At 71.2% G+C, this 25,962-nt stretch carries 21 protein-coding genes; 20 read left to right on the top strand and 1 reads right to left on the bottom strand.

Going from position 1 to position 25,962, the window contains the following annotated elements; genetic code table 11:
• Positions 1-179 precede the first annotated feature (179 nt).
• From C516_RS0106450 to C516_RS0106375, 16 genes are all read left to right on the top strand, one after another.
• Positions 180-953 (top strand): type II secretion system protein, encoded by a 774-nt coding sequence (locus tag C516_RS0106450; protein WP_026320990.1) that lies wholly within the window; start codon positions 180-182, stop codon positions 951-953.
• A 14-nt stretch (positions 954-967) separates the two neighbouring features.
• Positions 968-1,879 (top strand): type II secretion system protein, encoded by a 912-nt coding sequence (locus tag C516_RS0106445; RefSeq protein ID WP_018717543.1) that lies wholly within the window; start codon positions 968-970, stop codon positions 1,877-1,879.
• A gap of 6 nt (positions 1,880-1,885) precedes the next feature.
• The gene (locus C516_RS0106440) at positions 1,886-2,359 is read left to right on the top strand and encodes a hypothetical protein (protein WP_156831149.1); all 474 of its coding nucleotides are present in this window, start codon (positions 1,886-1,888) and stop codon (positions 2,357-2,359) included.
• Complete coding sequence (locus tag C516_RS0106435) at positions 2,356-3,645, top strand: hypothetical protein (protein WP_018717541.1); 1,290 nt, start codon at positions 2,356-2,358, stop codon at positions 3,643-3,645. Before C516_RS0106440 ends, C516_RS0106435 begins: the two co-directional genes overlap by 4 nt.
• Positions 3,642-4,199 carry a hypothetical protein gene (locus C516_RS0106430; protein WP_018717540.1) on the top strand — a complete coding sequence of 186 codons (558 nt, stop codon included), beginning with the start codon at positions 3,642-3,644 and terminating at the stop codon, positions 4,197-4,199. The genes C516_RS0106435 and C516_RS0106430 overlap by 4 nt, the downstream gene beginning before the upstream one ends.
• 28 nt (positions 4,200-4,227) lie before the next feature.
• Positions 4,228-4,860 carry a hypothetical protein gene (locus C516_RS0106425; RefSeq protein WP_018717539.1) on the top strand — a complete coding sequence of 211 codons (633 nt, stop codon included), beginning with the start codon at positions 4,228-4,230 and terminating at the stop codon, positions 4,858-4,860.
• A gap of 26 nt (positions 4,861-4,886) precedes the next feature.
• Positions 4,887-5,570 (top strand): prepilin-type N-terminal cleavage/methylation domain-containing protein, encoded by a 684-nt coding sequence (locus C516_RS0106420; protein WP_425386806.1) that lies wholly within the window; start codon positions 4,887-4,889, stop codon positions 5,568-5,570.
• A gap of 159 nt (positions 5,571-5,729) precedes the next feature.
• Entirely contained in the window at positions 5,730-7,313 is a 1,584-nt protein-coding gene (gene mshL, locus C516_RS0106415; RefSeq protein WP_169509131.1) for a pilus (MSHA type) biogenesis protein MshL, read from the top strand.
• Positions 7,310-8,422 carry a tetratricopeptide repeat protein gene (locus C516_RS20990; protein ID WP_026320987.1) on the top strand — a complete coding sequence of 371 codons (1,113 nt, stop codon included), beginning with the start codon at positions 7,310-7,312 and terminating at the stop codon, positions 8,420-8,422. Before mshL ends, C516_RS20990 begins: the two co-directional genes overlap by 4 nt.
• Positions 8,423-8,426: 4 nt before the next feature.
• The gene (locus tag C516_RS20435; RefSeq protein ID WP_018717536.1) at positions 8,427-9,953 is read left to right on the top strand and encodes an ExeA family protein; all 1,527 of its coding nucleotides are present in this window, start codon (positions 8,427-8,429) and stop codon (positions 9,951-9,953) included.
• A 13-nt stretch (positions 9,954-9,966) separates the two neighbouring features.
• A complete protein-coding gene (locus C516_RS0106400) occupies positions 9,967-11,682 on the top strand; it encodes a GspE/PulE family protein (protein ID WP_156831148.1) in 1,716 nt (571 codons plus the stop codon).
• Positions 11,679-12,950 (top strand): type II secretion system F family protein, encoded by a 1,272-nt coding sequence (locus tag C516_RS0106395; RefSeq protein ID WP_018717534.1) that lies wholly within the window; start codon positions 11,679-11,681, stop codon positions 12,948-12,950. Before C516_RS0106400 ends, C516_RS0106395 begins: the two co-directional genes overlap by 4 nt.
• A 2-nt stretch (positions 12,951-12,952) precedes the next feature.
• Positions 12,953-15,445, top strand: coding sequence for a hypothetical protein (locus C516_RS21305; RefSeq protein WP_169509130.1), 2,493 nt, complete (start codon positions 12,953-12,955; stop codon positions 15,443-15,445).
• Positions 15,442-16,683 carry a type II secretion system protein gene (locus C516_RS20430; protein ID WP_018717532.1) on the top strand — a complete coding sequence of 414 codons (1,242 nt, stop codon included), beginning with the start codon at positions 15,442-15,444 and terminating at the stop codon, positions 16,681-16,683. The genes C516_RS21305 and C516_RS20430 overlap by 4 nt, the downstream gene beginning before the upstream one ends.
• A complete protein-coding gene (locus tag C516_RS0106380; RefSeq protein WP_018717531.1) occupies positions 16,680-17,825 on the top strand; it encodes a type II secretion system protein in 1,146 nt (381 codons plus the stop codon). The genes C516_RS20430 and C516_RS0106380 overlap by 4 nt, the downstream gene beginning before the upstream one ends.
• Positions 17,826-17,873: 48 nt before the next feature.
• Positions 17,874-18,608, top strand: a complete 735-nt coding sequence (locus C516_RS0106375) for a type II secretion system protein (protein WP_018717530.1) — start codon at positions 17,874-17,876, stop codon at positions 18,606-18,608.
• Positions 18,609-18,638: 30 nt separating this feature from the next.
• Here the strand turns inward: C516_RS0106375 and C516_RS0106370 are convergent, their stop codons facing one another.
• Complete coding sequence (locus C516_RS0106370) at positions 18,639-19,916, bottom strand: D-amino acid dehydrogenase (protein ID WP_018717529.1); 1,278 nt, start codon at positions 19,914-19,916, stop codon at positions 18,639-18,641.
• A gap of 248 nt (positions 19,917-20,164) precedes the next feature.
• On the opposite strand from C516_RS0106370, the gene C516_RS18810 reads away from it, so the two are divergent.
• Genes C516_RS18810 through C516_RS0106350 form a run of 4 tightly spaced genes read left to right on the top strand, consistent with a single transcriptional unit; the run spans position 20,165 to position 25,920 of the window.
• A complete protein-coding gene (locus tag C516_RS18810) occupies positions 20,165-23,050 on the top strand; it encodes an FAD-binding and (Fe-S)-binding domain-containing protein (protein ID WP_018717528.1) in 2,886 nt (961 codons plus the stop codon).
• A gap of 37 nt (positions 23,051-23,087) precedes the next feature.
• On the top strand, positions 23,088-24,092 hold the full coding sequence (locus tag C516_RS0106360; protein WP_018717527.1) for a TRAP transporter substrate-binding protein: 1,005 nt from the start codon (positions 23,088-23,090) through the stop codon (positions 24,090-24,092).
• A gap of 54 nt (positions 24,093-24,146) precedes the next feature.
• Positions 24,147-24,647, top strand: coding sequence for a TRAP transporter small permease (locus tag C516_RS0106355; protein WP_018717526.1), 501 nt, complete (start codon positions 24,147-24,149; stop codon positions 24,645-24,647).
• Complete coding sequence (locus C516_RS0106350) at positions 24,640-25,920, top strand: TRAP transporter large permease (RefSeq protein ID WP_018717525.1); 1,281 nt, start codon at positions 24,640-24,642, stop codon at positions 25,918-25,920. Before C516_RS0106355 ends, C516_RS0106350 begins: the two co-directional genes overlap by 8 nt.
• Positions 25,921-25,962 lie beyond the last annotated feature (42 nt).

Genomic DNA, 25,962 nt, shown 5'->3' with positions numbered 1-25,962 from the left:
GGTATAACGCGGCCCTAACGCGGCGGGCGTTATAAACCGCAACCCAGATTGCATGAACCGTCGCCGGGCACCCCGTCAGTGACGCGTGGCACACCGGGATGCCGGCGGACAACGTCAATCCCCAATCGCTCGTGGCCGCCGAGGCCACGCCGCACAACGTGGTGACGGAGACCGAACGGATGAAGGCGAACACAGCTGTCGGGTCGCGTCGTAACGGCGGTTTCACGCTGGTCGAGATGGCCATCGTGCTCGCGGTAATCGGCTTGATCCTGGGCGCGGTGATGATCGGCCAGGACGTACAGCGCAATGCCGAGTACACCAAGATCAAGCGGACGTTCATCGACCAGTGGGCCGTTGCCTATAACGCGTACTACCAGCGCATGGGCGTGCCCGTGGGGGACAGCCAGACCGAGCCGCAGCTGATGGTCAACGGCCAGGTCTTCGTGGACGACGACAACCGCTCGGGCGCCGACGGCGACATGTCCGACGAGACCGGCCCCGGGGCGCTGTGCGTCGGCAACGGCGACACCGCGGGCCTCCGCGACCTGATGCTGCAGGCCGGCGTGGAGCTGCCCCCGGGACGCGGCGAGGGCTTCGAGGATCGTTACGTCTATCTCGACAGCAACGGCAATCCCCAGGAAATCCAGGTCTGCTTCCAGTGGAACCCGCCGGGCACGGATTCCGGCTCGGGCAACGTCATGACCATCTCCGGGCTGACCCCCGACCTCGCGCGCTACCTCGATCAGGCCACCGACGGCCAGGCCGACGCCAGGGAGGGCGTGTTCCGCCAGGAGGGCATCGGCGACGGCACCGACAACGAGCCCGGCGCGCAGTGGACGGCCAATAACACCTTCCGGACGGGCGCCGACGACGTTACCGCCGATGGCGAGGGGCGCAGCCGGGACGAGGACCAGGTCGTTACCGTCACCGCCCACTACAAGATGAACCAGTGATTCGGAGAGCCGTCATGCAGAACCTCAAGCAGCGCCCGTCCCGGGCGGCCGGCTTCACCCTCGTGGAGATGGCGATCGTGCTCGCGGTCATCGGCCTGATCCTGGGCGCGATCGCCATCGCCGAGGACGTGCAGCGCAACGCCGAGTACACCAAGATCGCGAACAAGTTCCTCTATCAGTGGAAGGAGGCCTACGACCAGTACTACCAGCGCACCGGCGTGGTCCTCGGGGACTGCCAGCAGGCGCCCACGTACATGGTCAACGGCGCCGAGACCACGTTCACCGGCAGCGACGGCGACGTCTGCGAGCGCCAGAGCGCCTGGGCCGGCGGCAGCGGTGCCGCGGGCATCCCGGCCAACTTCGACAATACCGGGCTGCGCGTGTGCAACGGCGCCGGCTACGGCAGCGGCGCGGGCAGCGACAACACCGGTGGCGCCGGTCTCGCCGAGCAGAATCTGCGTGATCTGATGCTGCGCGCCGGTATCGGGATGCCCCCCGGCCGGGGCGAGGGCTTCGAGGACCGTTACCTCTACGAGGACACCAACGGCAACTCCGCGGAGGTCCAGGTCTGCTTCCAGTGGAACCCGGAAGGCACCCCCTCGGGGGCGGGCAACGTCATGGTCGTGCGCGGGCTCACCCCCGACCTGGCGCGCTTCATCGACCAGCTGATCGACGGCAGCGCCGACGCCCGCGAGGGGCGGTTCCGCATCCAGGCCGCCGACCAGGCGGACGACGCCGGCGGCGCGAACGCCCCGGGCTACGAGTGGGAGGCCAACAATACCTACTCCCAGGCGAACAACCCCACGGTCGGCGGCGGCGGTCCCGACTCGCAGAGCTTCACCGGCGAGACCGCCGACGAGACCGACGATGCCCTCGACGAGGACCGCGTCGCGCTGCTGACCGCCCACTGGACGATGGGGCAGTAGGCCATGGTGCGCGGTCTTCGAGTGGTGCTGTTCGTCGTGCTGCTGACGGCGCTCGCCGCCGCTGCCTATCACGCCCGTTCGGGGGTGAAGGCGCTCGCCGATGCCCGCCAGTCCACGGCGACCGCCCAGCGCCGTCTCCAGGTGCTGGACCAGCGGCTCGCCGCGCTCGAGGACCGGCGCGCCTACGCAAAGCGCGTGGACGCGCTCCTCGCCCGTGCGGACCGGCTCGAGCTGGACGGCGGGCGCTGGAGCGAGCGCCGGATACGCTTCACCCGTGACCAGGTTCCCCGTGACCGGGCCCTGGACCTCCTCGGGACCACGGTCAGCGGCAGTCGCTCGATCTTCATCCCCGATGCCTTCGAGTTCAGCGTCCTCGAGGCCGGGCAGGGCCTGTTCCGGCGCCCGGCGTGGGACGACCGGGAGGTGAACCTGGCGCTCTCGGGCACGCTGCATCTGCTGCTGGAGGAATCGCCCCGATGAAGACCGACGTGATCCTGGTCGACGGCGAGCGGTGGCGGTGGTTCGGCCACCGCGGCGAGACCGCGGTGGTGGATCCCTACCCCCGCCTGCACCGCCCCGCGAGGGTGCTGGTCAACTTCTCCGGCGCGTTCACGGGCGTGCTCCGGTTCGAGGGCAAGACGCAGTTCGCCCGCGCCCTGATCGACCGGGAGGTCCGGCGGGAGGGCTGGGTCGACGGCCCGAACCACATCGTCATACATCACCTTTCCAGGGCACGCGACGGCGGCCAGGCGTTCTACACCGCCGTCCCCCTCGAGGCATGGCAACGCCTGCTCCAGTGGATCCGCGGCGAGAACGACCACTGCCTCGTCTACCCGGCGGGCGCCCTGCTCGCCGACGTCCGCGAGGGCGAGGGCCGGATCCTGCACCTGGACCGGCGTCTGCTGGTGTTCGCGCGGGGACGGGATGACCTGTCGTTCGAGGACGTCTACAGCGCCACCGGCGAGGCCGAGGACCAACAGCTCGCGGCACGGACCCTCGGGGCCAACATCGCCGCGTTCGCCGCTCAGTCCGGCCACGCCGGGCCGCTGCGCCCGGAGTGGCTCACCGCCCTGGCGGCCCCGGACGACGAGCTGGAGACCTCGTTGATCGAGCGCGTCCAGGATGCCGCGGGCGTACCGGTCCGCCGCACACGCTCGCAGCGCTTCCGCGACGGGGACGGAGAGGTCCTCAGCGCCCTGCCCCGGGCCGTCAACCGCCTCGGTGCCGCTGCCAGCAGCAACCCCGTCCGCGAAAAGACGGCGTGGTGGTCCGAGTCAATGGCCCCGGCGGTGCTCACCGCGGTCGGCGCGCTCGCCGTCGGTCTCGGCGCCGCCGGGCAGTACACCCACGGTCTCGCGGCACAGGAACGCGAAAGCGCGCGGACGCTGAAGGCAGCGGTGCAGGACAGAAGCGCGAGGATCCGGGAGGCAGACTTCCCCGACCGCTCCGGCACCGTCGCGGAACTCTCGGCCTTCGTCGGCCGCCTCGACCGGGGCGCCCCCTATACCCCGGTCCAGGTGCTCGCCAGCATCCGCGAGGCCGCGGGGCCGGGACTGACCGTCTACCGCGTCCGGCTGGAGTCCAGCCCGCGCGACGGCTACCGGCTGCGTGTGGACGGCACCGCCGGCAACGAGGACGGCGGCGCCATACGGCGATTCCTGGCAACGCTACGCCGGGACGGCTGGCACCCCGTCCCCCTGAAGCCCGCATCGGATGCCCCCGGCAGCTTCTCCTACCGGTTGGCCCCCGGGAGCCAGGACACATGAAATACCTGTTCGTCGTGTTCAACGCCGCCGCCGTGATCATCGTCGGGTGGGTCGTCGCCGACCTGCCACAGGTGCGCGACGGCGGGGACCGCGGTCTTGCGCGCCCGGAGGCCGGCCTTCCGCAGATCTCCCGGGTCGACGAAACCCGTCGCGAGCGCCTTACCGCCACCGAGCGCTCGCTGGACTCGCTGGCACGCCTCATGGCCCAGCGCCGCCGCGTGGAAACGGACACGCTGCTCGCCACCGCGCGCCGCCCCGAGCCCGAACCGGAGCCGGCACCGCCGGAGGACGGCACCGAGCGTGTCGCCCGGGCACCGCTGCCCGAGCGCAACCTGACACTGCTGCTCGACGGCCAGCGGCGGATGGCCATGGTGGACGGCAGGCTCGTCCAGACCGGCGATGCGCTCCCCGGGGGCGGCACGGTGACCCGGATCGGGACACGCAGCGTCGTGGTACGGGAACGTCGCGGGCGGCGGCAGAAGCTCACGCTGCCCCCGGAGCAGCTGCAGCTGGGGACGCTCCGCCCCGGCGCCGGCGACGGCAACGTGAACTGACCGCAGACTGACGGAATTGGGTGTCCAGGTGAATCGCCAAGCGCTCTACGGTTTCCTCATCGGCATCGCCACCCTCGCGGCGGTGGTGATCTGGTTCTACGCCTTCGTAATGCCGGGTGGCGTACCCGAGCCGCCCGCCGCGAACCTGCCGAGCACGCAGGACACAACGGAGCGCGCCGCGGCGCCGGAGCCCCGGGACCGCGAGCCGGCGGAGACGGCCGAACCCCGGCCCGAAGTGGCTACCGACGAGGCGCCTCCCCTGTTCCAGCAGGAGCGCAAGCCGGCCCCATCCGGGCAGGACGGCAACCAACACACCAACGGGTCGGCCCTCGGAGAGGGAGGCAGGGTCCGCCGCATTCAGCGGGAGCTCGCCAGCATCGCCCAGTCCCCGGGACAGGGATCGCCCCAGCGGGTCGGGGAGCTGCTGGGCCAGCTCCGCAGCACGCTGGGCACCAGCGAGGTGGCCGGCGTCGACCTGAGGCGGCTGGAGGAGACGGTAAAGAACGCGGGGCGAATCCAGTCGCTCGCCAACGAAATGAAGTCCATTGCCGACGACCCCGGCAAGCAGGACCGGCAACGCATCCGGGGAATCCTCGCCGAAATGCGCCGGCTCCAGGGACAGCTTCCCGAGGAAGCCCGGGAGCTGAAGGGTGGCGAATAGCCATGGGGAAGCGGCCCTTGGCAACGGTGGCGGGCTTCACGCTCATCGAGCTGGCCGTGGTGCTGGCGGTGGTGGGCCTGCTGGTGTGGACCGTGAGCAGCAGCTACCTGAATCTCGGCAGCGTCCGCGACCGCCAGGCGGCGGTGCGCCACGGGGCCGAGGTTCGCGACGCGATACGGGCCTTCGCGCTGGCGAACGCCCGTCTGCCATGCCCGGACACCTCCGGCGACGGCCGGGCGGGAGACTGCTCCGGCAACCGGACGCAGACCGGTCGCGTCCCCTACGAGACGCTGCACATGGGGGTACCCGAAGACGCCCGCCGCGCGTTCTACGGGGTCTACCGCAACGGCGATGCGGACGCCGATCTGGCAGTTGCCGGGGACCGCAGCGGGAACGGGCGCCTCGACACGACGGACCTGATCATCGGCCTGGGCAACGCGGCCGACACGCCGGTGAGCACCGACGAGATCTTTCTGACGGGCGACGACGGCACCCAGGGGACGATCGACTGCGCCGGCAACGCCGTGCGCAACGTGGCGTTCTTCCTGGTCGTGCCGCTGACGGACCGCGACGGTGACGGCGGGCGCTTCGACTCCGTCCATACCGGGCCGTGCGCCTATGCACCGGGCACCGGCGCCACCCGTAACCGGGACGACGTCGTCGCCGCGGAGGGGTTCGCGTCGCTCGCCGGCTGGTTGAACGCACGGTAACGGCCCCGGCACGGGCCCGAAAATTCCTTTCCCCGAAAAGTGAGAGTCAATGGGATGAGCATCGCCGGCAAAAGCGCAACGAGGAGTGTCCTGCTAGCGGCCGCGGCCGCCGTGTTGCTGGCCGGGTGTGCCCAGCAGCCCACACGCAGCCTGCAGAACATGGACAAGGTGGATACCAAGACCACCAGGAAGGTCGCCTCGCGCACCGCCAAGCAGTCCCGCAAGCTCCAGGAAGCGATGGACCGGCTGCGGGAGAAGGTCGAAAAACGCTCCGAAGAGCCGGCGATCGAGCCGGTGGAGCCCAAGTTCGACCCGCTGGAGGCGGAGACCGTCTCCCTGAGCCTGTCGGGCGCCCGCATCGGCGAGGCACTGCGGGCACTGAGCGCGAACTCGTCGCTGAACCTGATCATCGACCCCCGGGTCGTCGAGCTCGACCAGCGCGCCACGCTCTCCCTGCGCGAGGTCAGCGTCCGCGAGGCCATCGAGAACATCCTCGATATCTACAACGTGCACGGCGAGGTCCAGGGCAAGACCCTGCGCGTATCGCTGATGCAGGAGAAGCTCTACTCGCTCGACTTCCTCGACACCGCGAGCAGCCTGCAGATGAGCGACGGCGGTAATGTCTTCGGCGCCGGGGCCAGTGCCACCGGCGACGGCGGAGGCGGCTCCGGGGCGCTACAGGGGCACCTCACGCTGAAGGCGAGCGGCGGCGTGACGGAGAGCCCCTACCAGGTGGTCGAGGGCAGCGTGCGCAACATCCTCGGCAACGAACAGGGCAGCGGCGGCGACGACGAGGAGCAGCGTCAGCGTACCGGTAGCCAGCGCTCGACAGTCTCGGTGGACGAGGTCTCCGGGTCCCTCTACGTCAAGGGACGCCCAGAGAAGATCCACGCCGTCGACCGCTACATCACACAGCTCAAGGACACGGTAGGGCGGCAGGTCTTCATCGAGGCCCAGCTCATCGACGTGCGCCTCAGCGACGGCTTCAAGTTCGGCATCGACTGGACCGTGCTGCGGGACAACTTCGGGGGCGTGATCACCGGCGCCGCGACTCAGCTCGGCGGCACCACGGCCAACCTCCCCAACGCCGGCGGGGCCCTGCCGGGGACCTCGCTGACCATCCCGCAGCGGAACGTGACCGACGGTAACGGCAAGTCCCTGGGCGTCGCCTACCGGGACGGCAATTTCGGCGCGATCCTCCAGGCGCTCGACTCCTTCGGCAGCGTCTCCGTGCTCTCGAACCCGAATATCCTCGCCCGCAACGGCACGCCGGCGATGCTGAGCGTGGGCACCACCTCGCGTTTCGTCTCCAGCAGCTCGGTGACCGAGACCGCACCGGGCGGCGGCGCCACCACCACCACCTCGGACGTTGAGACCGATTCGGTGTTCTCCGGCGTCATGGTGGGCGTGGTCCCCTACGTCCGGGATAACGGCTCCGTCGAGCTGCTGGTCCGCCCGATGCAGACGGAGGTGGACGAGCAGAGCCTGCAGCTGGTCGACGTCGGCGGCGAGACCCGGGTCTCCCTGCCGGAGGTCAACCTCAAGGGCCTGACCACCACGCTGCGGCTGAACGACGGCGACGTCGCCCTGATCGGCGGACTCATCGACCAGACCAGCAGCAAGAGCGACGAGGGCGTGCCCGGCGTGTCGTCAGTGCCCCTCGTGGGCCGGCTCTTCGGCACCCGCGAGCGCCTGACGGAGACCCGCGAGCTGGTGGTCGCCCTCCGCGTGCACGTGCTATGAGCCTGATCCACCGCGCGCTCAAGGAGGTCGAGGGGGAGACGGCCCGCGGCCCCCTGCCCCCGGCGGGTTCGACGGCCGGGCCGCGGCGCTGGCCGCGCCGGCTCGCGGGGCTGGCGACCGTCGCCGTTCTCGGTGCAGTGAGCCCGCTGCTGGCGATGCGGCTGCTGGCCCCGGCGCCTGAACCCCCGCGGCCGGCCGCCGCCGAGGCGGTCGTCATACCGTCCGCCCCGGAGACGGGCGTGAACGAGGGGGCCACGGGAGCGGCGTCATCGGCGGCGGACGTCCGGGATCCAGCCCCGTCCCCCGTAACGGCGGCACCGGAGCGGCCGGGGGACGCCCCGGCGGCCATCACGGTGGCGGACACGCGCGAGCCGGCGGAACACGGGCGCACCGATCCGGACGCGGATCGCGGAGAGGTGCAGGAGACGGACCGGCACGGGGCGCCGGCAGACACGGCGGGCACCGCGGCCAACGCCGACAGTGGCCCGCCGCCGGCGGACAACGGCGCCCGGGACGAGGGTACGGACAGGGCATCGAATGACGGCGACGACACACCGTCCGGCGTCGCCGCGGCAGCGAATGACACGCCGGCGACGGGCGGGCAAAAACACGGCACGGAGCCGGTTTCCCCTGACACCGGCGACACCGGCCGGACCGCCTCACCGCCCTCCCCGGCAGCCGGGGCCCGGGAGACGCGTACACCGGACGGCACCACCGCGAACCGGGCGAGCAGCACGCTCACGGGCGGGGCGCTCGAGCACGCCCGTGAACTGTATGCCCGGATGATGCGCCAGATCGCCGCGGGTGACTGGACGGCCGCCGGGGACACCCTCGACGAGGTGGCCACGCTGCTGCCGGCCGGACACGTGCTGCGCCTGCGCATGGAGGGCTGGTTCGCGTTCAGGCACGAGGACTACGACCGGGCCCGGGACCGGTACCGGCAGATCCTCGAGCGCTTCCCCGGGGACGAGGAGGCGGGCATCAACCTCGCCTACATCCACCTGCGCGAGGGCGACAGGGAGCGCGCCCGCGAGGTACTGAAATCGGCGCGCCGGCACTCACCCGACTCGGACGCCCTGGAGCGGGCCGTACGCCGGCTTGGGATGTGACGCGATGGCACAGGCGTTCACCGCACACGCATATCTGGGACTCAGCCGGCATCCGTTTCCACCGACACCGGATCCGGCAGCGTACTACTACACGCACGGCATGGAGCAGGAGCTCGCCGAACTGGCGCACTGTATCGACACCCGCAAGGGCATCATGCTGGTCACCGGCGAGGTGGGCCTGGGCAAGAGCACGCTCCTGCGGCGGCTCCTCGACGCGCACTCCGGCGGCGACATGGCCTTCGCACTGGTGTTCAACACCTTCCTGCAGGGGCCGGAACTGCTGGCGGCGATCTGTGCGGATTTCGGCCTGGAACCCGCCGACAGCGTCTCCGTGAACCTGCAGCGGCTCAACGACTTCCTCATCGCCGAACGGCGGGCGGGACGCAACTGTGTACTGCTCGTCGACGACGCCCAGAACCTGAGCATCACCAGCCTCGAGCTGGTGCGCCTGCTGAGCAATCTCGAGACCGGGCAGGACAAGCTCCTGCAGATCATCCTGTGCGGCCAGCCGGAGCTTGAGCAGACCCTGGAGGCGGACTCGCTGCGCCAGCTCCGCAGCCGCATCGTCAAGCGCCTGCGGCTGGCCCCGCTCACCGCCGCGGAGATCCCCCGGTACGTGGAATTCCGCGTCAATGCCGCCGGTGACGGCGGCCGCCTGGGTCTCGGACCCGGCGCCGCCCGCGCCCTGTTCCAGGCCACCGGGGGGAATCTCCGCAGCCTGCACCTGATCCTCGACCGTTGCCTGTACGGCCTCGTCGGCCGGCAGGGCACCGCCATCGACGCCGGCCTCGTGCGCGAGGCGGCCCGCGAGCTGGGTTACCGCCCCGCTCGCCGCAGACCCCTGCGGTTCGCGGCCGCGGCGGCAGCCACGTTCGCCGTCGCCGCGGCCCTCACCTCGCTTGGCGTACACCAGTCCATCGACGGACCGGGGGCGGCGGGCGACTGGATATCCCCGGTCCTCGCGGCGGTGCACACCCCCTTCGATGACAGCGGACCACCACCGGGCGGCCCCGGGGACGGAAAGATCCGGCTCCTCCCCGTTCCCTCACCGCAGCCGGCGCACGCGGCCGGCGGCGGTATCGACGACCTGGCCACCGCTGTGCGTGAGCGGCGCCCGGCCACCCGCGGTACCGCCGGGGCGACGTGCATGGACACGCTGCGCGCCCGCCACGGCCCGGACGGCGTAAGCCTGCGGCCGCTGCCGCGCCGGCTGGGTCGGGCCATCGCGGGCGACGCCTCGCGCCAGCTGTGCACGCTGAGCGTGCACGACCGGCGCTGGATCGCGATGCCCGTGATGCCGCCGTTGCGTGAGGGCGCACTGGTCCGCCACGTGCAGAAGCAGCTCGTCGACCGGGGCCTGCTCGAGCCGGACGGGGTGGATGGCCTCATGGGCCCGGTCACCCAGGACGCGCTGCAGCGGTTTCAGCGCACCACCGGCATCCCCGGCACCGGGGAGATCGACTCGTTGACCATTCTTGCGCTGCGGGTGCTCGGCGGTGACCGCCGCCAGCGACTCACCCGGAGCGATTGAGGACCGCTTCATCATGCTCGACCACGATCCGCAGGAGAGTCAGCAGCCCGACACCGACGGGCCCCCGGAGGGCACTGCCCCGGTCCGGCTCGGCGAGCTGGTGGTCCGCAAGGGCCTGATCACCGAAGCCGAGCTCGAATTCGTGCTGCAGAAGCAGGGCGTCGAGAACGGGCGCCTCGGCAACCTCCTGGTCGCCCACGGGCTCGCGACCCAGAAGGACATCGCGCGCGTGCTCGCCGAACAGCAGAGCCATCCGGCGGAGTTCGCCGACATGGACACGCTGCCGGAGCCCCACCCGGAGGCAACCCAGCCCTTCAACCAGGCGCTGTGCCTCTCCCGGGGGTTCCTGCCGCTGGCCCTGGAGGGCGAGACGCTGACGGTGGTGCTCGGCGACGGCAGCCCCGAAGAGATCGCCGATCTCGTACGCCGGCGTACCGGCTGGCGGGTACGCTTCCTCCAGGGGGAGTTCGCCCGGGTGGCCCGCGCGGTGCGGCAGCACTTCTACTTTGCCGACAATCCGCCCGAGCACGTGATCCAGCGCGAGATCCGGATGCTCGAGCGCGATGTGGACCGGGTCTACAGCCCGGAGCGCCTGCTCGAATACATCCTCACCCTGGCGGTGCGGGAGCGTGCCACCGACGTGCACATCACCCCCGCGGAGAACAGCCGCCACGTCCTTTTTCGCGTGGACGGCGTCCTGCGGCCCATGTTCGGCCTGTCGGTGGTGCTCGACCGGCTGAACAGCTACATCAAGCTGTGCGCGGAGATGGACGTCGCCGAACAGCGCCTGCCGCAGGACGGCAGCTTCAACCGCGTGGTGCTGGACCAGCCCTTCACCCTGCGCGTGTCCACGCTCATCACCGAACACGGCGAGCGCATGGTGCTGCGCCTGCTCCCGGAGCGCAGCGACCTCGACAAGCTCCAGGACCTGGGCTTCATCGGCGAGGACGTGGACGAGCTCTCCGAGCTGTTCTCCCGGCCCCACGGCCTGGTGCTGCTCACCGGGCCCACGGGCTCGGGCAAGAGCACCACGCTGCACGCGGCCCTGCGCATGCAGCCACTGATCGAGCGCAACGTCCTCACCGTGGAGGACCCGGTGGAATACCGCGTCCCCGCCGTGTGCCAGACGGAGGTCAACCAGCGCTCCGGCTACGGCTTCTCCAACGCACTGCGCTACTTCCTCCGTCACGACCCCGACGTGATCCTGGTGGGCGAGATCCGCGACGACGAGACCGCGCGCGCCGCCATCGACGCCTCCTCCACCGGACACCTGGTGCTCTCCACGCTGCACGTCGGCAGCATCTTCGGCGTCGTCCCGCGCCTGAAGCTCCTCGGGGTCGACGTGGAGACCATCGCCGAGAACCTGGTCGGCGTGATCAACCAGCGCCTCGTGCGCCGGATCTGCCCCATGTGCCGGGTCGCGATCGGACCCACGACGGCCCAGCGCGAGTGGCTCGGGCTGGAGACGGACCAGCCCGTGTACGAGGGCGCCGGCTGCCGTCACTGCCGCGGGACCGGCTACCTCGGGCGGGTACCGGTCTACGAGATGCTGCTCCCGGACCGGGACGTCGCCGACGCCATCGCCGTGGACAGCTCCCGCGGCGAGCTCCGGCACATCTCCCAGGCCAGCGGCATGCGGCCCATCGGCGTGCTCGCGCGCCAGCGGGTCACCGACGGCGAGACCACCGTCGACGAGATCAACCGCGCCATCGGGAGGAACCTGTCTTGACGGCGCTCAGGACCTATTACTATCGCGTGCTCATGCCCCACGGGGCGCTCCGGACGGGCTTCTACCGGATCGCGGTGGAGCAGGACTTCTCCGCACGGTTGCGCCTCGAGCAGGAGTTCGACGGCACGGTGGTCAGCCTGTGGCCGCTGCCCCGCCCCGTCACCGCCGCCTGTGACGGTCTCCGGCGCATGATCCACCGCGGGATCCGCGCCGAGGACCTCGCCGGCTTCCTCCGCGACATGGGCATCATGCTCCGCGCCGGCGTGCCGGCGCTGGACGCCCTGCGCACCATCATCGGCGAGGGCGAGACCACCGGCACCAGGGGGATCACCCGCATCGCGCGGCAGATGCACGACGACCTGGACGCGGGCGTGTCGGTCAGCGAGGCGTTCGCCCGGCGCCCGGACGTCTTCCCGGAGACCGTCCGGAACCTCGTCGCCATCGGCGACCAGTCGGGCAACCTCGACCGCATGCTCATCGAGGGCGCGGAACACACCGAGCGGATGGTGAACATCCGGCGCGACGTCCGCACCGCGCTCATCTACCCGATCTTCGTATTCGCCTCGATCATCGCCGTCGCGGCGTTCTGGATCACCTACGTCGTCCCCACCATGGGCGACCTCTTCGAGCAGCTGAACGCCGAGATGCCGGCGATCACCAGAAACCTCATCGCCTTCTCGGACCTGGTCGCCGGTAACGCCCTCGCGGTGATCCTGGTACTGGCGGCGCTGATAGCGGGCATCACCTGGGCGGTGCGCAACCACGAGCCCACACGCCATGCGATGCACACCCTCGCGCACCGGCTGCCGGTGACCCGCGTGCTGGCGACCTCCTCCGGGATGGCGGCGATCAGCGAGCACCTGGCGATCCTGGTGCGCTCGGGGCTGGACATCGTCACCAGCCTGGACGTGCTCACCCGCGCGACCGGCGACCTCTACTACCGCCGGCGACTCGCCCGGGTGCGTGAGGCGGTCACCCGCGGCGAGGGCGTGGCGTCCTCCATGCGCGCGGTGGGCGGCTTCCCCGCGATGGCGGTCCGCATGATCGCCGTCGGCGAGGACAGCGGCTCGATCGACGAGCAGCTCGACCACCTCTCGGCGGAGTACCGCAAGCGCCTGGACGTGGTCATCGCCTCGCTCTCCGAGATCATCAAGCCCGCGATCATCCTGGTCGCCGGCGCGCTGTTCTTCGTACTGGTGCTGGCGCTGCTCATCCCGATCTACGACCTCATCCGCCAGGCCATGCAGATCTCCGCGGGAGGCGTGTGACCGTGTTCCCCCGTGCGCTCCCCGACATGAAACGCCAGCACGGGCTCGGGCTCGTCGAGACCCTGCTCATCACCCTGCTGGTGGGCGGCGCCCTCGTGGCCGGCACGCTGTGGCTGCAGATCCACACCGCGAGCGGGCAGGCCCGGGAGCAGGCCGATATCCTCCGGCAGGCCGACCGGGCGCTGCTCGGCTTCGCCACGGCCCACTACCGCCTGCCCTGTCCCGACACCGACGGCGACGGCCTCGAGGACTGCAGCGGCGGCGCCATCAAGGGTGCGCTGCCCTGGCGCGACCTCGGGGTCGAGGATCCGGCCCTGCGCGCGCGCATCCGCCAGCTGGCGTACATGGTCGACCGCACCGGCGCGGACCTGGCCAGCGCCGCGAACCGTTTCGATCCCGGCTCCGTCGGGACCGCGGAGTTCCGGACCGTGGACGACGACGGCCTCGTCGGCCACGACGGCGGCGACAACGAGTTCCGCGTGTTCGACAACGTCGGCACCCCGGACCTCTGCCTGGGGATCAGCCGGGCCGCCAACGCGTCCGCACCGACGGTCGGCGGCGCCGGCGGCTCGCCCGTGGCCTATGCCATCGCCCACCCTGGCAGCCGGGACATGGACGGCAGCGGCGGGCTGTTCGACGGGGAGAACGCCGCCGCCGGCCCGGTCATGGCCGACCCCGGGCGCGCCGCCGGCAGCGGCTACGACGACCGGGTCGTGCAGCGCAGCCACGGCCGCCTCTCGGAGGCGCTGAACTGCAGCAGCCTGATCCTCTCCCTAGAGGGGCTGTCGCTGGGCGTCTCCGCCGTGGACGAGGTCCATTCCCAACAGGAATGGCTCATCGGGAGCTCCAGCGTCGCCGCCGCAGTGAACGCGGTGAAGATGGCCATCGCCGGGACCAAGGCGGTGATCGCCGGCGGCACCCTCGGCACATCCATCACCGAGCTGTCCGCGGCATCGGCCGCGCTGAGCGCCGCCATCAGCACCTGCGTGGTCATCGTCGGCTGCGCCGAGATACCGCACGCGGCGGCGTGGACCGCTGCGGCCGGGGTGGCGGTGGGCGCGAGCTCGGCGGCGATCATCGCCAACGTCGCCGCCTACGGCCTCAACCTCGGGGCTCTGATCACGAACCTGACCGTCGCCGTGCAGATGGGCGTGGAACTCGACGAAGTGGACACCGGTCTCGGCAACGGTGGCGGCATCGACATTGACAGCCTGGTCGGCCTGGACGAGGTGAACGACCAGCTGATCGAGGCCCGTGACCAGGCCCAGGACGAGCTCGACGAACGCGAGGAGGAGCTCGACGAGGCCTTCGACGAGCGCCAGGACGCCTGCCGCTGCGGCGACGCCGGGCAGTGCCGCAATTACTACGACAACTGGGGCTGGGGCCTGGACGCGTTCCTCGACGACGAGATGCGCTCGATCATGAACGAGGTCAGCAACAAGGCCGACGACACCGATGCGGACGTCGACCTGGTCGACGAGCTGCGCGGCGATGCCGCGGACAACCTCGAGGCGCAGCAGGCACTCGAGCAGGCGATCGACGACCGCGACCGTGCCGAACGCGACGAGGACTTCGGCGACGACGCCGGCGGGGCCGACGACGCCCTCGGCTCGGCGCGCGACGAGGTCGAAGCCGAGCTGGAGAGCCGCATCGACGAGGTCAACGAGCGGATCGACGGGCTCCCCGGGGACCCGGCGGACACCGAGGAGGGCCAGCGCCTGCTCGAGGAGCGGCAGACGCTGCAGGAGACCCTCGACGACCTCGGCAGCACCACCTCCGGGCAGTCCAGCGACGAGCAGCTGGAGAGCATAGAGAGCTCCATCGACGACATCGACGCCGAGATCGCGAATGTCGAGTGCCTGCTCGGCGAGCGCGACGACGCAAGCTGCACGAACGGGGAAACGGTCGACGACCCGGACCGGCGCCAGCAGCTCAACAACCGCCTCGACGAGCTCGAGGAGAGCCGGCGCTCGCTGTTCGAGCAGAAGATAAGGATCGACCCGGACATCGACGAGCTCGAGGCGCGCATCGACCAGGCGGAGTCCGAAACCGAGCGCACGAAGGAGGCGTTCGAGGACCAGCGCCAGGAGGTGATCGACGCGGCACAGGGCACCTACGAGGAAGAGGTCGAGGTCTGCGAGACCAACGCGGACGGCGAGCAGGAATGCCACACGGAGACGAAGACGCGCACCGTCGACAGGACTGACGAGATGGAGGACGCGATCGACGACTATTTCCAGGCCAAGGCCGAGCGACCCGGAGACCAGCCGGACGATGCCGACTCCGATTTCGAGGCGTGCTTCATCGCCGACCGCGAATGGCGCCTCGCCCGCGACGGCGTGGAGAACGCCCGCGAATCGCGGGACCAGGCCCAGCGCGCACTGGACGAGTTCAGCGACCCCTCGACCGAGGAGCCGTCCGGCGAGCCGCCGGTACTCTGGGACCGGACCGGGGAGATCCTCGAGCGCTCCGACGAGAAGGGGGGCAGCCTATGACACGCGTGACACCGGCGCGCGGCTTCTCCCTGATCGAGCTCGCGGTCGTGCTGGTAGTGCTCGGCACGATCGCCGTCGCCGCCTGGCGGCTGGTGCCGCTGGCGCTCGAGGCCAGCACCGGCGGCGACCGCGCCGCCTCCCGGCTCGCGGGGCTGCAGAGCGCCGTGGAAGGGTTCGTCCTGCGCCGTCACCGCCTGCCGTGCCCGGACAGCGACGGCGACGGCGCCGAGGACTGCGGCGGGGACGCCATCGGCCGCGTCCCGTGGCAGAGCCTGGGCGTCGACCCACCGGACGCACCGGTGCGCTACGGCGCCGACACCGGGGGCAGCGACCTCACGGCGCTGCCCGCCGCCACCGCTTACACCCCGGAGCTGCCCCGCACCCACGATGACCCGGTCAACGGGCTCGACTTCTGCCGCAACCTGCTCGACCGGGCCCCGGACAGCGGCCTGACCATCGGCGCCCACGACACGGTCGCCGCCTATGCCCTCGCACACCCGGGGGACGACGGCCGGTACCAGGGACTCAACGCCGCCGCCGGCTTCGAGCTGCCCGGACAGCGCCGCGACGGCGACAACGACGACCGTGTGATCGCCGTGGGACCCGCGGAGCTGGCCGGAAAGCTCGGCTGCACGCGGCGGCTCGCGCGCTCGAACATCGCCGCCCGGGCGGCCTTTGCCGCCTACGATCTCGACCGGGTGGCGGGATACGAGGGACACAACAAGGCCGGCAGCGCGCCGGTACGCATCGACGCCGGCATGTACCTGCGTTTCCGCGACCTCGCCCTGCACGTACGCCGGGGCAACGAGATCATGGCCGGTGTGCGGGTCGCCATCGCCGGCGTCAGTCTCGCCAACGCCATCGGCACCTCCGCCAGCGCCATCGCCCTGGCCGCCACCAGCAAGGGCTCGCTGTCGGCACCCATCGCCGCCGCGGTGGTCGGCATCGGTGCGGCCGCCGCCCAGGTCGCGGCCGCCTCCGTCCAGGTGGGCCTAGCCGTGGACAAGGTGGCCACCGCGGAGGAGAACATCTGCAACGCCATCCGCTTCGCCGAGCAGGTCAAGTTCGAGGACGCCGCGGCCGACCCGGACGACCCGCGCCGGGGCCGGGAGCTGATCGCGCGGATCGGCCTCGGCGGCGTGGCCAGCTGCAACGGGATCGGCTTCGACGATGCCGGTGACGCCCGGCACCGCTTCGAATCCGCAGTCAACGAGGACAGCGGAGGTCTGCTGCCATGAGCGCACGACGCCGAATCGCCGGCTTCTCGCTGCTCGAGGTCAGCGTGGTCCTGGCCGTGCTCGGTCTTCTCGCGGTGGGCTTCACCGCATACTGGGCGTCAGCTGAGCGCGCCTCGGTGGCCCGGGCCCAGCAACAGCTCATGGTCCGCGCCGAGCGGGCCCTGGTGGGCTTCATCTACGAGACCGGGCGGCTGCCGTGCCCCGCCCCGGACCATGACGGCCGCGAGGCCTGTGGCGACCCGGCCCAGAAGGGCCTGCTGCCGTGGCGGACCCTGGGCCTGCCGACGCGCGCCGCCGGCGAGCTGCGCTACGGGGTCTACCGCAACCCCGACCAGGACCTGGATCTGGCGCGCGCCGCCGACCGGTTCAATCCGCTGCTCACGGACGCGGAAGGCACCCCCAGCGAGCCGCCCCTCGGCAACGCGAACATGCTCGATCTGTGCTTCGCCCTCGACCGCGCCGCCGCCGGCGACACGGACCCCGCGCTGCTGCACACCAGCACCGGGGGGACGGACACCAATGCCGCCTACGCCATCGCCGCTCCCGGGCTGTCCGACGACGACGGCGACGGCAGCCGCTTCGACGGCCGTCAGGCGAGCGGCGAGCCGGTCTTCGACGCGCCGAGTCGCGGCGCCTCGGCGGTCAACGACGACCGCGTGGCCACCGCGTCGTTCGACGGTCTCGCCGGTTACTTCGACTGCGCCGAGGCCCTCGCAGCCATCGGGCACACGCATTTCAACGCGGCCAACAGCGCCCGGATGATGGCAATCACCTCCGCCGAATACCTCGAGCTGCTGCGCCTGCAGCTGCGCCAGGCCGAGGCCTCCACGGTCTCCGCCTCCGCCGGGGTCGCGGCCGCGGCCGGGGGGCTCGCGAGCGGCACCGCGGACACCGCGCTGGCCATCGCCCAGACGATCGGGTCATACGGCACCCTGTCGCCGATCATCGCGGCGGGTGTGGCGTCGGTGGTCACCAACACGTCGGCGACCGTTACCGCCGCCGCCGGGCTCGGCGCGGCGATTGCCGGTGTCGTCGAGGCCGAGAGGCGGGTCGAGCGCGCGGAGAAGCTGGTCCCGGACGCCGTCGACCTGGCCGAGTCCATCCGCGACAACGCCCTTGACGCCGACGCGCGCGGCTTCTGAGCGATGGCCACCGTCATGCCCTCTTACCCAGGCACCGAGGCAAGCACCGTGAACACAGCCAACCACCGGACCCGGACGCCCGGCGCAGCCGCCCCTGGCGGTACCGCCGCCGGCTTCACGCTGCTCGAGCTCGCGATCGTGCTCGCGGTGATCGGGCTGATCATCAGCGCGGTGACCGTGGGTCGCGATCTGTATCGCAACGCGCAGTACCAGCGCATCTCCAGCACGTTCGTGCAGGGCTGGCAGATCGCCTACGACACCTACACGGCCAATACCGGCGTGGTCCCGGGCGACGCCCCCTCCGACCCCGGCGGCGAGATCAACGGCGACGGCTCGGCACTGTGCAACGGCACGGACGATGCCCTGCTCAACACCTTCCTCGCCGCCGGCGTGGAGCTGCCGGAAGGCCGTGCGGAGGGACAGAACGACCGCTACGTCTACCAGGACAGCAACGGCAATCCCCAGGAGGTGCAGGTCTGCTTCCGGACGGTGGAGTGGGCCGTGCCCGGCTCCTCCGTGGACAACTACGTGACCCGGGAGCGCAACGTGATGGTGATCCGCGACCTCACCCCCTCCCTCGCGCGGCATCTCGACGCCGGGATCGACGGCAAGGCGGATGCCCGCTTCGGCCGGTTCCGCGAGGACAGCGAGGCGGACTCGACGGGCACAACGGGCGTGGCGTGGAGCGTCGATGACCGCATGGCCTACGGCGACAGCACCGCGACTGCGGAGGACGAGGACCAGGTCACCGTCGTCACCGCCTATTACCGCATGAACCGCTGACGGCGACGCCGGCACCGCCCGCCGCGGACGTTAGCCCCTCGGCTGGCGTCGGTAACGCGCCAGGGTCAGCCCCTGCATGTCGATCTCCGGGTCCCGGCCGATGACGCAGTCCGCCACCACCCGGCCGGCGCCGGCGGCGAAGGTCCAGCCGAGATGCCCCGGACCGACGTTGAGGAACAGCCCCGGCACGCCGCTGTCACCGAGGATCGGCGGGCCGTCCTTGGTCATCGGGCGCAGGCACGCCCACGGCTCGGCGGCGCTGCGCTCGACCCGCGAGGCGTAGGCGGGGAAGTTCGACAGCGCCTGGCGCACCACGATCTCCACCCGGCGCTCGCGCACCGAGCGGTCCATGCCCGCGAACTCCGCGGTGCCGGCCACGCGCAGGCGCTCGCCGAGGCGGGTGATCACCACCTTGTTGCCCTCGTCGATGATCGGTACCCGCGGCGCGCCGGCGTCGCCGTCCACCGGCAGGGTGGCGGAGTAGCCCTTGACCGGGCGGATGGGCAGGTTGACGCCCAGCGGCCGGACGTGTGCCGGCGCGTCCACGCCGGAGGCGAGGACGTAGGCATCCGCGGTAAGGGTGTCCCGGTCGGTAACCACCCCGGCGATACCGTCGGCACCGCCGTCGATGCGCTGCACCGATTCACCGAGGCGCAGCTCCGCGCCCTGCCCTCGCAGCCACTCGCCGAGGCCCTCGACGAAGCGCCGGGCGTCGCCGGACTCGTCGTCGGGATAGTGGATGCCGCCGACGATATCGCCGGCCACGTCGGCCAGCGTCGGCTCCACACCGATCACCTCGTCGGTGCCGAGACGCTCGAAGCGCACGCCCAGCGACTCGGTGAGCGCGGAACCGGCCAGGGCGTGCTCGTACTCGCGCCGGTCGCGGAAGATCTTGAGGATCCCGCGGTGGTCGGCGTCGTACTCCAGCCCCGTGGCCTCGCGGATGCCGGCCATGAGCCGCTGGCTGTAGACGGCGAGCCGCGTGTTCACCCGGGTGTTGCGCTCGTGGTGATGGGTACGGCTGTAGCGCAGGAAGCCGAGGCCCCAGCCGATGAGGTTGGGTATCTGGCCGGGGCGCAGCAGCAGCGGGGACTCCTCGCGGCCGATCCACTGCAGGAACTGGCGGATGGCCTCCGGGGTGTTCCAGGGCTCCGTGTGGCTGGCGTGGAGCATGCCGCCGTTGGAATGGCTGCCCTCGGCCGCCAGCTCGGGCTGGCGCTCCACCAGCGTCACCCGGTGCCCGGCCTCGACCAGGTAATACGCCGTGGACACCCCCATCAAACCGCCACCGATAACCAGTACGTGCACTGTGCTTCTCCTGCTCGCACGATATCGCCCGCCGGCGCGGCCGGCCCCGTTTCCCGCGTTTGGGCGGTCCACTCATCTTCTCAGAGGTGATGCCGTGCGTCAGCCGCTGCGTGCGGCGATGCGGAAGGGCGCGGGTGCACGGCGCACGCGATGGGCGGTAGCCTGATAACTTGTCAGACAACATCAATTTAAATAGGCTTTACGCCATCAATAATCTGACAACTATCTCCGTGGAGCGAGAGCGGGCCGTGATTCCCCCGACCCTCAAGGCATTTGCATCGGCGCTTACCGACGGCGGCTTCGAAGGGGATGTCAGCGACGACATCGCCGACCGGATCGCACTGTCGACGGACAACAGCGTCTACCAGGTGATGCCGTCGCTGGTGATCGCGCCACGTCACCGGGGCGACTGCGAACGCCTGATGGCGCTGGCCGCGGAGGAACGCTTCGCCACGGTGCGCTTCGCCCCCCGCGGCGGCGGCACGGGGACCAACGGCCAGTCCCTGAGCGACCAGGTGCTCGTGGACACCAGCCGGTACATGAACCGGATCCTGGAGATCGACCCGGAGGCCGGGCGCGTGCGCGTCGAGCCCGGCGTGGTCCTCGGCCAGCTCAACCGCGCCCTCGCGCCCTACGGGCTGTTCTTCCCCCCGCACACCTCGACCGCCAGCCGCGCCACGGTCGGCGGCATGGTTGGTACCGACGCCTGCGGCAAGGGCTCGCGGCGCTACGGCCGTACCGGGGACTACGTCCTCGGCGCCTCGCTGGCGCTGCCCGACGGCCGGCGCTACGAGTTCCAGCGCTACACCGCCGCCGAGGCCAGCGCTGCCGAGAACGCCGGCACCCGCGCGGCGAGCGCGCTGCGCGCCATTGTCTGCCCGCACCGGGAGGCGATCCGCGACCGGTTCCCGGCGATGAGCCGCTCGCTCACCGGCTACAACCTCCGCGACGCCTTCCCGGAGGACGGTACGGTGGACCCGGCCCGGCTGATCGCCGGCGCGGAGGGCACCCTCGGGCTGGTGACCGAGCTGAGCCTGCGGGTGATCCCCGCACCCCGGCACCAGGCGCTGGTGGTGGTGCGCTACCACGATTTCGACGACGCCCTCGCCGACGCCCACCGGCTGCTCGAGGCCGAGCCCTCGGCGGTGGAGACCCTGGACCAGCGCATCTTCGAGCTGGCCCGCGCGGACGGCGACTGGCCGGCGGTGCGGGAGGCGCTCGCCGGTGACCGCGCCGACGACGCGCCGCCGCTGGTGACCAATTTCATCGAGTTCCGCGACAGCGACCCGGCCGGGGTGGAGGCCGCGGTCGAGCGTCTGCGCACGGCGCTGCAACGGCGCGACGACCACGCGGGCTTCCACGTCACCGACGACGGCGGCCTGATCGCCCGGCTCTGGGGGGTCCGCGCCAAGGGCGTCGGGCTGCTCGGGCGCACGCCGGGCCGGCGCAAGCCGGTGCCCTTCGTCGAGGACACCGTGGTCCCGCCGGAGCACCTGGCGGACTACATCCGCGAGTTCCGCGCGTTGCTCGACCGTCACGGCGTGGACTACGGCATGTTCGGCCACGTCGACGTCGGCTGCCTGCACGTGCGCCCGGCGCTGGACATGACCGACCCGGAGGACGCGAAGCGCCTGCGCGCGATCAGCGACGAGGTCGTCGAGCTGGTGGGCCGCTACCACGGTCTGCTCTGGGGCGAGCACGGCAAGGGCGTGCGCGGCGAGTACACCCGCACCTTCTTCGGCGACGAGCTCTACGGCGTGCTCGCCGCCGTGAAGCGCTTCTTCGACCCGGACAACCGCATGAATCCAGGCAAGATCGTCGCCCCCGACGCGGCCCCGGAGGGCGTGTGGCGCATCGACGGCGTGCCCATGCGCGGCGAACACGAGCGCAGCGTCCCGACCGCGGTCCGCGACGAGTGGACCAAGGCGTTCGAGTGCAACGGCAACGGCGTGTGCTTCGACTGGGACGTCGCCCAGGTCATCTGCCCCAGCTACAAGGCCACGCGCGAGCGCGTGCACTCGCCCAAGGGCCGGGCGACGCTGCTGCGGGAATGGCTGCGCCGCCGCGAGACCGGCGACGGCGGTACCGACGAGATCGCCGAGGCCACCTACGAGGCCATGAACGGGTGCCTCGGCTGCCGCGCCTGCGCCACCCAGTGCCCCATCCACGTGAACATCCCCGAGATGCGCTCACGCTTCCTGGAGGCGTATCACCGGGATCACCGCCGCCCGGCGCGGGATTACCTCCTCGGCGCCATGGAGCACCTGATGCCGTTGATGGCCGCCGTGCCGCGACTTACCAACGGCGTGCTCCACGGCGCCGCCGGCCGCGCCCTGGCCGGCCGCCTCGGCCTGCAGGCACTGCCCCGCCTGCCCGGGCGCCGGTCCCGGCCGCGGATCGAGGGCGTCCACTGGCCGCGGCGCCAGGGCGAGGCGCTGGCTGCGCTCGCCGCCGGCGGGCCCGCGGTGGCGCTGCTGGCGGACGCCTTCTCGCGCTACCTGGACCCCCGGGTGCTGGAAGCGGCGGTCCGGGTCATCGCGGCAAGCGGCCACCGCGTCGTCGTCCTGCCCTACGTGCCGTCGGGCAAGGCCCTGCACGTGCAGGGCTTCATGAAGCGCTTCCGGGACCGCGCCCGGCACAATCAGCAGCTCCTGGCCCGGGCGGCGGAGACCGGCGCGACCCTCGTCGGCATCGAGCCGAGCGTGGTCGTGGCGGTGAACGAGGACTACCCCGCCGGCGGCCCCCGCGTACACCAGCTCGCGGCCTGGCTCGCCGGGCACGCGCCGCCGGGCGGCGCCAGCAGCGAGCCAGGCTACCGCCTGGCCCTGCACTGCACCGAGCAGACCGCGGAGCCGGCGAGTGCGGGCCACTGGCGCCAGGCCTTCGAGGCCATGGGCATCGCGGTGGAACCGGTGGCCACCGGCTGCTGCGGCATGGCCGGGACCTACGGCCACCTCGCCGAGCACGCGGACACCAGCCGGTGGCTGTTCGAGGAAAGCTGGCGGCCCCACCTGGCGGCGGACGACCCGCGGGCGCTGCTCGCCACGGGCTATTCCTGCCGCTGTCAGACGCAGCGGCTCGCCGGCACCCGCCCGCCCCACCCGGTGGAGATCATGGCGGCCCGGTTATCCTAGACCGGGCCGCGGTTAACCAGCGAAGAGGAGAGCCTCCATGACTACCCGATCCCAACGCACCCGCCGCCTGCTGAGCGGCCTCGTCGCCGCCGCCGTGATCGGCGTCTCCGGCATCGGTCACGCCGCTACCACCATCCGCCTGGGCTGGACCACCGCGGACAGCGAGGTCGACCCCTACGCCATCGCCGCCCACTACTTCGCCGAGGAGCTGGAGTCCGCGGCACCGGGCGAGTTCGACGTCAAGTTCTTCCCCAACCACCAGCTCGGCAACGACACCGAAATGCTCCAGGGCATGCAGCTCGGCACCCTGGACGCCGGCGTGATCACCGGCACCCAGGTGGGCACGCTGGAGCCGGCCTTCCAGCTCAACGACCTGCCCTTCCTCTACGCCAACGCCGGCCAGGCCCACAAGGTGCTCGACGGCGAGGTCGGCCAGGAGATGCTCTCGCGCCTCGAATCCCAGGGCATCGTCGGTCTGGGCTTCCCGGAGGCGGGCTTCCGTAACGCGATCAACAACGTGCGCCCGATCCGCAAGCCCTCGGACTTCAAGGGCGTGAAGCTGCGCGTGCAGCCCAGCGACCTGTTCATCGCGAGCTTCCGCGCGATCGGGGCCAACCCGGTGCCGATGGCCTGGAGCGACGTGTTCACCGCGGTACAGCAGGGCACCGTCGACGGTCTCGAGATCCCGCTGGCGGTGATCTACGCCAACAAGTACCCGGAAGTCACCGAGTACCTGTCGCTGACCCGTCACACCTACAACGCCCTGGCGCTGCTGATGTCCAAGCAGACCTTCGACAGCCTCTCCGCGACGCAGCAGAAGACGGTGCGCAAGGCCGCCCGGCGCGCCATCGAGCGCCAGCGCGAGACCGTGGCCTCCAACAACGACGAGATCCTGGCCAAGATCCGCGAGGCGGGCATGAAGGTGAACGAGGTCGACGACGTCGCCGCCTTCCGCGAGAAGGTCACTGGCGTGTACGACGAGTACCGCGAGAAGATCGGCCCGGCGCTGCTCGACAAGGCGCTGGATCAGGTCTCGGAGTAGTCCACGACGGCCCCGGCCGCGCGCCGGGGCCGCCCTGTCCGGAAAGGCATCCCCATGTACCGTTATCTGGATGGCCTGGGCCGGTGGCTGGCCGCCGCCTCCTCCGCACTGGGGGCGGCGACGGCGCTGGTGATGATCGGCAGCCTCCTGCTCGGCGTCTTCTACCGCTACGTGCTCGGCGACTCGCTGGTCTGGAGCGGCGAGGTCGCGCTGCTGGCGTTCACCTGGACGGTGTTCCTGTTCGCAAGCGCACTGGTCCGCGACATGGCCCACGTGCGCGTGACCCTGCTGGTCGAGTCCCTGCCCGGGCCCGCCTCGGAGGTGCTGGAGCGGCTGATCGTGCTGCTCGTGCTCACCTTCGGGCTGATCATGCTCTGGACGGGATGGAACTTCGCGCTTTTCACCGCGAACCAGGTCTCGCCGGCCATGCGCTACCCGCTGTGGCTGCGCAACGCGGCGATGCCCGTCGGCGGGGCGCTGATCGCCTTCCACGCGGCGGTACTGCTGCTGCGCCCGACACCCATTCGCAGCATGGAGGGTAACGGCAATGGGTGAGATCGGTATGGTACTGATCGTCGGGCTGTTCGTACTGCTGCTGCTCGGCGTCCCCATCGCATTCACGCTCGGGCTGCTCACCGCGGTGGGCATCTGGATGGCGGACCTCAATCCGCTGATCCTCGCCCAGCGGCTCATCGCCGGGAGCACCGTCACCAGTCTCCTGGCCATTCCCGGATTCATCCTCGCCGGCGAGCTGATGAGCGCCGGCGGGCTCTCGCGGCGGCTCGTACGGGTCGCGGCGACGCTGTTCGGCCACCTCCCCGGCGGGCTGTCGATGTCCACGGTGGCGGCCGGCACCTTCTTCGGCGCGATCTCCGGCTCGGCGCCGGCGACCACCGCCGCGGTGGGCTCGATCATGGTCGACGAGCTGGAGGAGCGCGGCTACCAGCGCGGCTACGCCGCGGCGCTCGCCACCGCCGTCGGTCCCCTCGGGCAGATGATTCCGCCCTCCATCCCCATGGTGATCTGGGGCGTACTCGCCGAGGAGTCCATCGCCAAGCTCTTCCTCGCGGGCGTCATCCCCGGGCTCCTCGCCGCCGGGGGCTTCTGCCTGGTGAGCGTGATCTACGCCCGCCGCCGCGGCATCACCCTGGAGCGGCGCGCCACCGGCCGGGAGATCCTCACCGCGCTGCGCGAGGGCTTCTGGGCACTGATGGCGCCGGTGGTCATCCTCGGCGGCATCTACGGCGGCGTGTTCACGCCCACCGAGGCCGCCATGGTGGGGGCGCTCTACAGCGCGGTGGTGGGCCTGTTCCTCTACCGCGACCTCCACTGGCGCAGCGTCCCGGCGATCCTGATGCGCTCCATGCGCACCACCGCGGTGATCATGTTCATCATCGCCGTCGCCTATGGCTTCGCCTGGGTCGTGGCCAGCGAGCAGATCCCGGCCCATGTCACCGAGGGGCTGCTGGCGATCACCTCCAACCCGATCCTACTGCTGCTGATGCTCAACGTCATGCTGCTGGTGCTCGGCGCGGTGATGGACAACGTCTCCGCGATGGTGATCCTCAGCGGCGTGCTCATCGGGGTGGGCCAGCAGATCGGGCTCGACCCGATTCAGCTGGGCGCGATGGTGGTGATCAACTTCGCCGTCGGCATGGTCACCCCGCCGGTGGGCTACTCGATCTTCGTCGCCTCCAGCATCAGCGGCCTGCGCATCGAGACGGTGGCACGCTACCTCTGGCCGTTCCTGCTGGTGCTCATCACCGTCGTGGGCCTGATCGCCTACGTCCCGGCGGTCACCCTGTGGCTGCCGGGCCTGCTCGGCTAGGATGCCCGGGTCCCGGCGCCCGAACGCGCCGGGACCCGGTAC

The sequence above is a fragment of the Arhodomonas aquaeolei DSM 8974 genome, assembly GCF_000374645.1.
In the GTDB taxonomy this organism is placed as follows: domain Bacteria; phylum Pseudomonadota; class Gammaproteobacteria; order Nitrococcales; family Nitrococcaceae; genus Arhodomonas; species Arhodomonas aquaeolei.
Note: the sequence above shows the minus strand (reverse complement) of the source record. Positions and strands in the feature narration are given on the sequence as shown.

What these genes read in the sequence shown, in the direction of transcription:
- C516_RS0106450 (WP_026320990.1), top strand. Translation starts at nt 180, where the DNA reads ATGAAGGCGAACACAGCTGTCGGGTCGCGTCGTAACGGCGGTTTCACG.
- C516_RS0106445 (WP_018717543.1), top strand. Translation starts at nt 968, where the DNA reads ATGCAGAACCTCAAGCAGCGCCCGTCCCGGGCGGCCGGCTTCACCCTC.
- C516_RS0106435 (WP_018717541.1), top strand. Translation starts at nt 2,356, where the DNA reads ATGAAGACCGACGTGATCCTGGTCGACGGCGAGCGGTGGCGGTGGTTC.
- C516_RS0106430 (WP_018717540.1), top strand. Translation starts at nt 3,642, where the DNA reads ATGAAATACCTGTTCGTCGTGTTCAACGCCGCCGCCGTGATCATCGTC.
- mshL (WP_169509131.1), top strand. Translation starts at nt 5,730, where the DNA reads ATGGACAAGGTGGATACCAAGACCACCAGGAAGGTCGCCTCGCGCACC.
- C516_RS20990 (WP_026320987.1), top strand. Translation starts at nt 7,310, where the DNA reads ATGAGCCTGATCCACCGCGCGCTCAAGGAGGTCGAGGGGGAGACGGCC.
- C516_RS20435 (WP_018717536.1), top strand. Translation starts at nt 8,427, where the DNA reads ATGGCACAGGCGTTCACCGCACACGCATATCTGGGACTCAGCCGGCAT.
- C516_RS0106400 (WP_156831148.1), top strand. Translation starts at nt 9,967, where the DNA reads ATGCTCGACCACGATCCGCAGGAGAGTCAGCAGCCCGACACCGACGGG.
- C516_RS20430 (WP_018717532.1), top strand. Translation starts at nt 15,442, where the DNA reads ATGACACGCGTGACACCGGCGCGCGGCTTCTCCCTGATCGAGCTCGCG.
- C516_RS0106380 (WP_018717531.1), top strand. Translation starts at nt 16,680, where the DNA reads ATGAGCGCACGACGCCGAATCGCCGGCTTCTCGCTGCTCGAGGTCAGC.
- C516_RS0106360 (WP_018717527.1), top strand. Translation starts at nt 23,088, where the DNA reads ATGACTACCCGATCCCAACGCACCCGCCGCCTGCTGAGCGGCCTCGTC.
- C516_RS0106355 (WP_018717526.1), top strand. Translation starts at nt 24,147, where the DNA reads ATGTACCGTTATCTGGATGGCCTGGGCCGGTGGCTGGCCGCCGCCTCC.
- C516_RS0106350 (WP_018717525.1), top strand. Translation starts at nt 24,640, where the DNA reads ATGGGTGAGATCGGTATGGTACTGATCGTCGGGCTGTTCGTACTGCTG.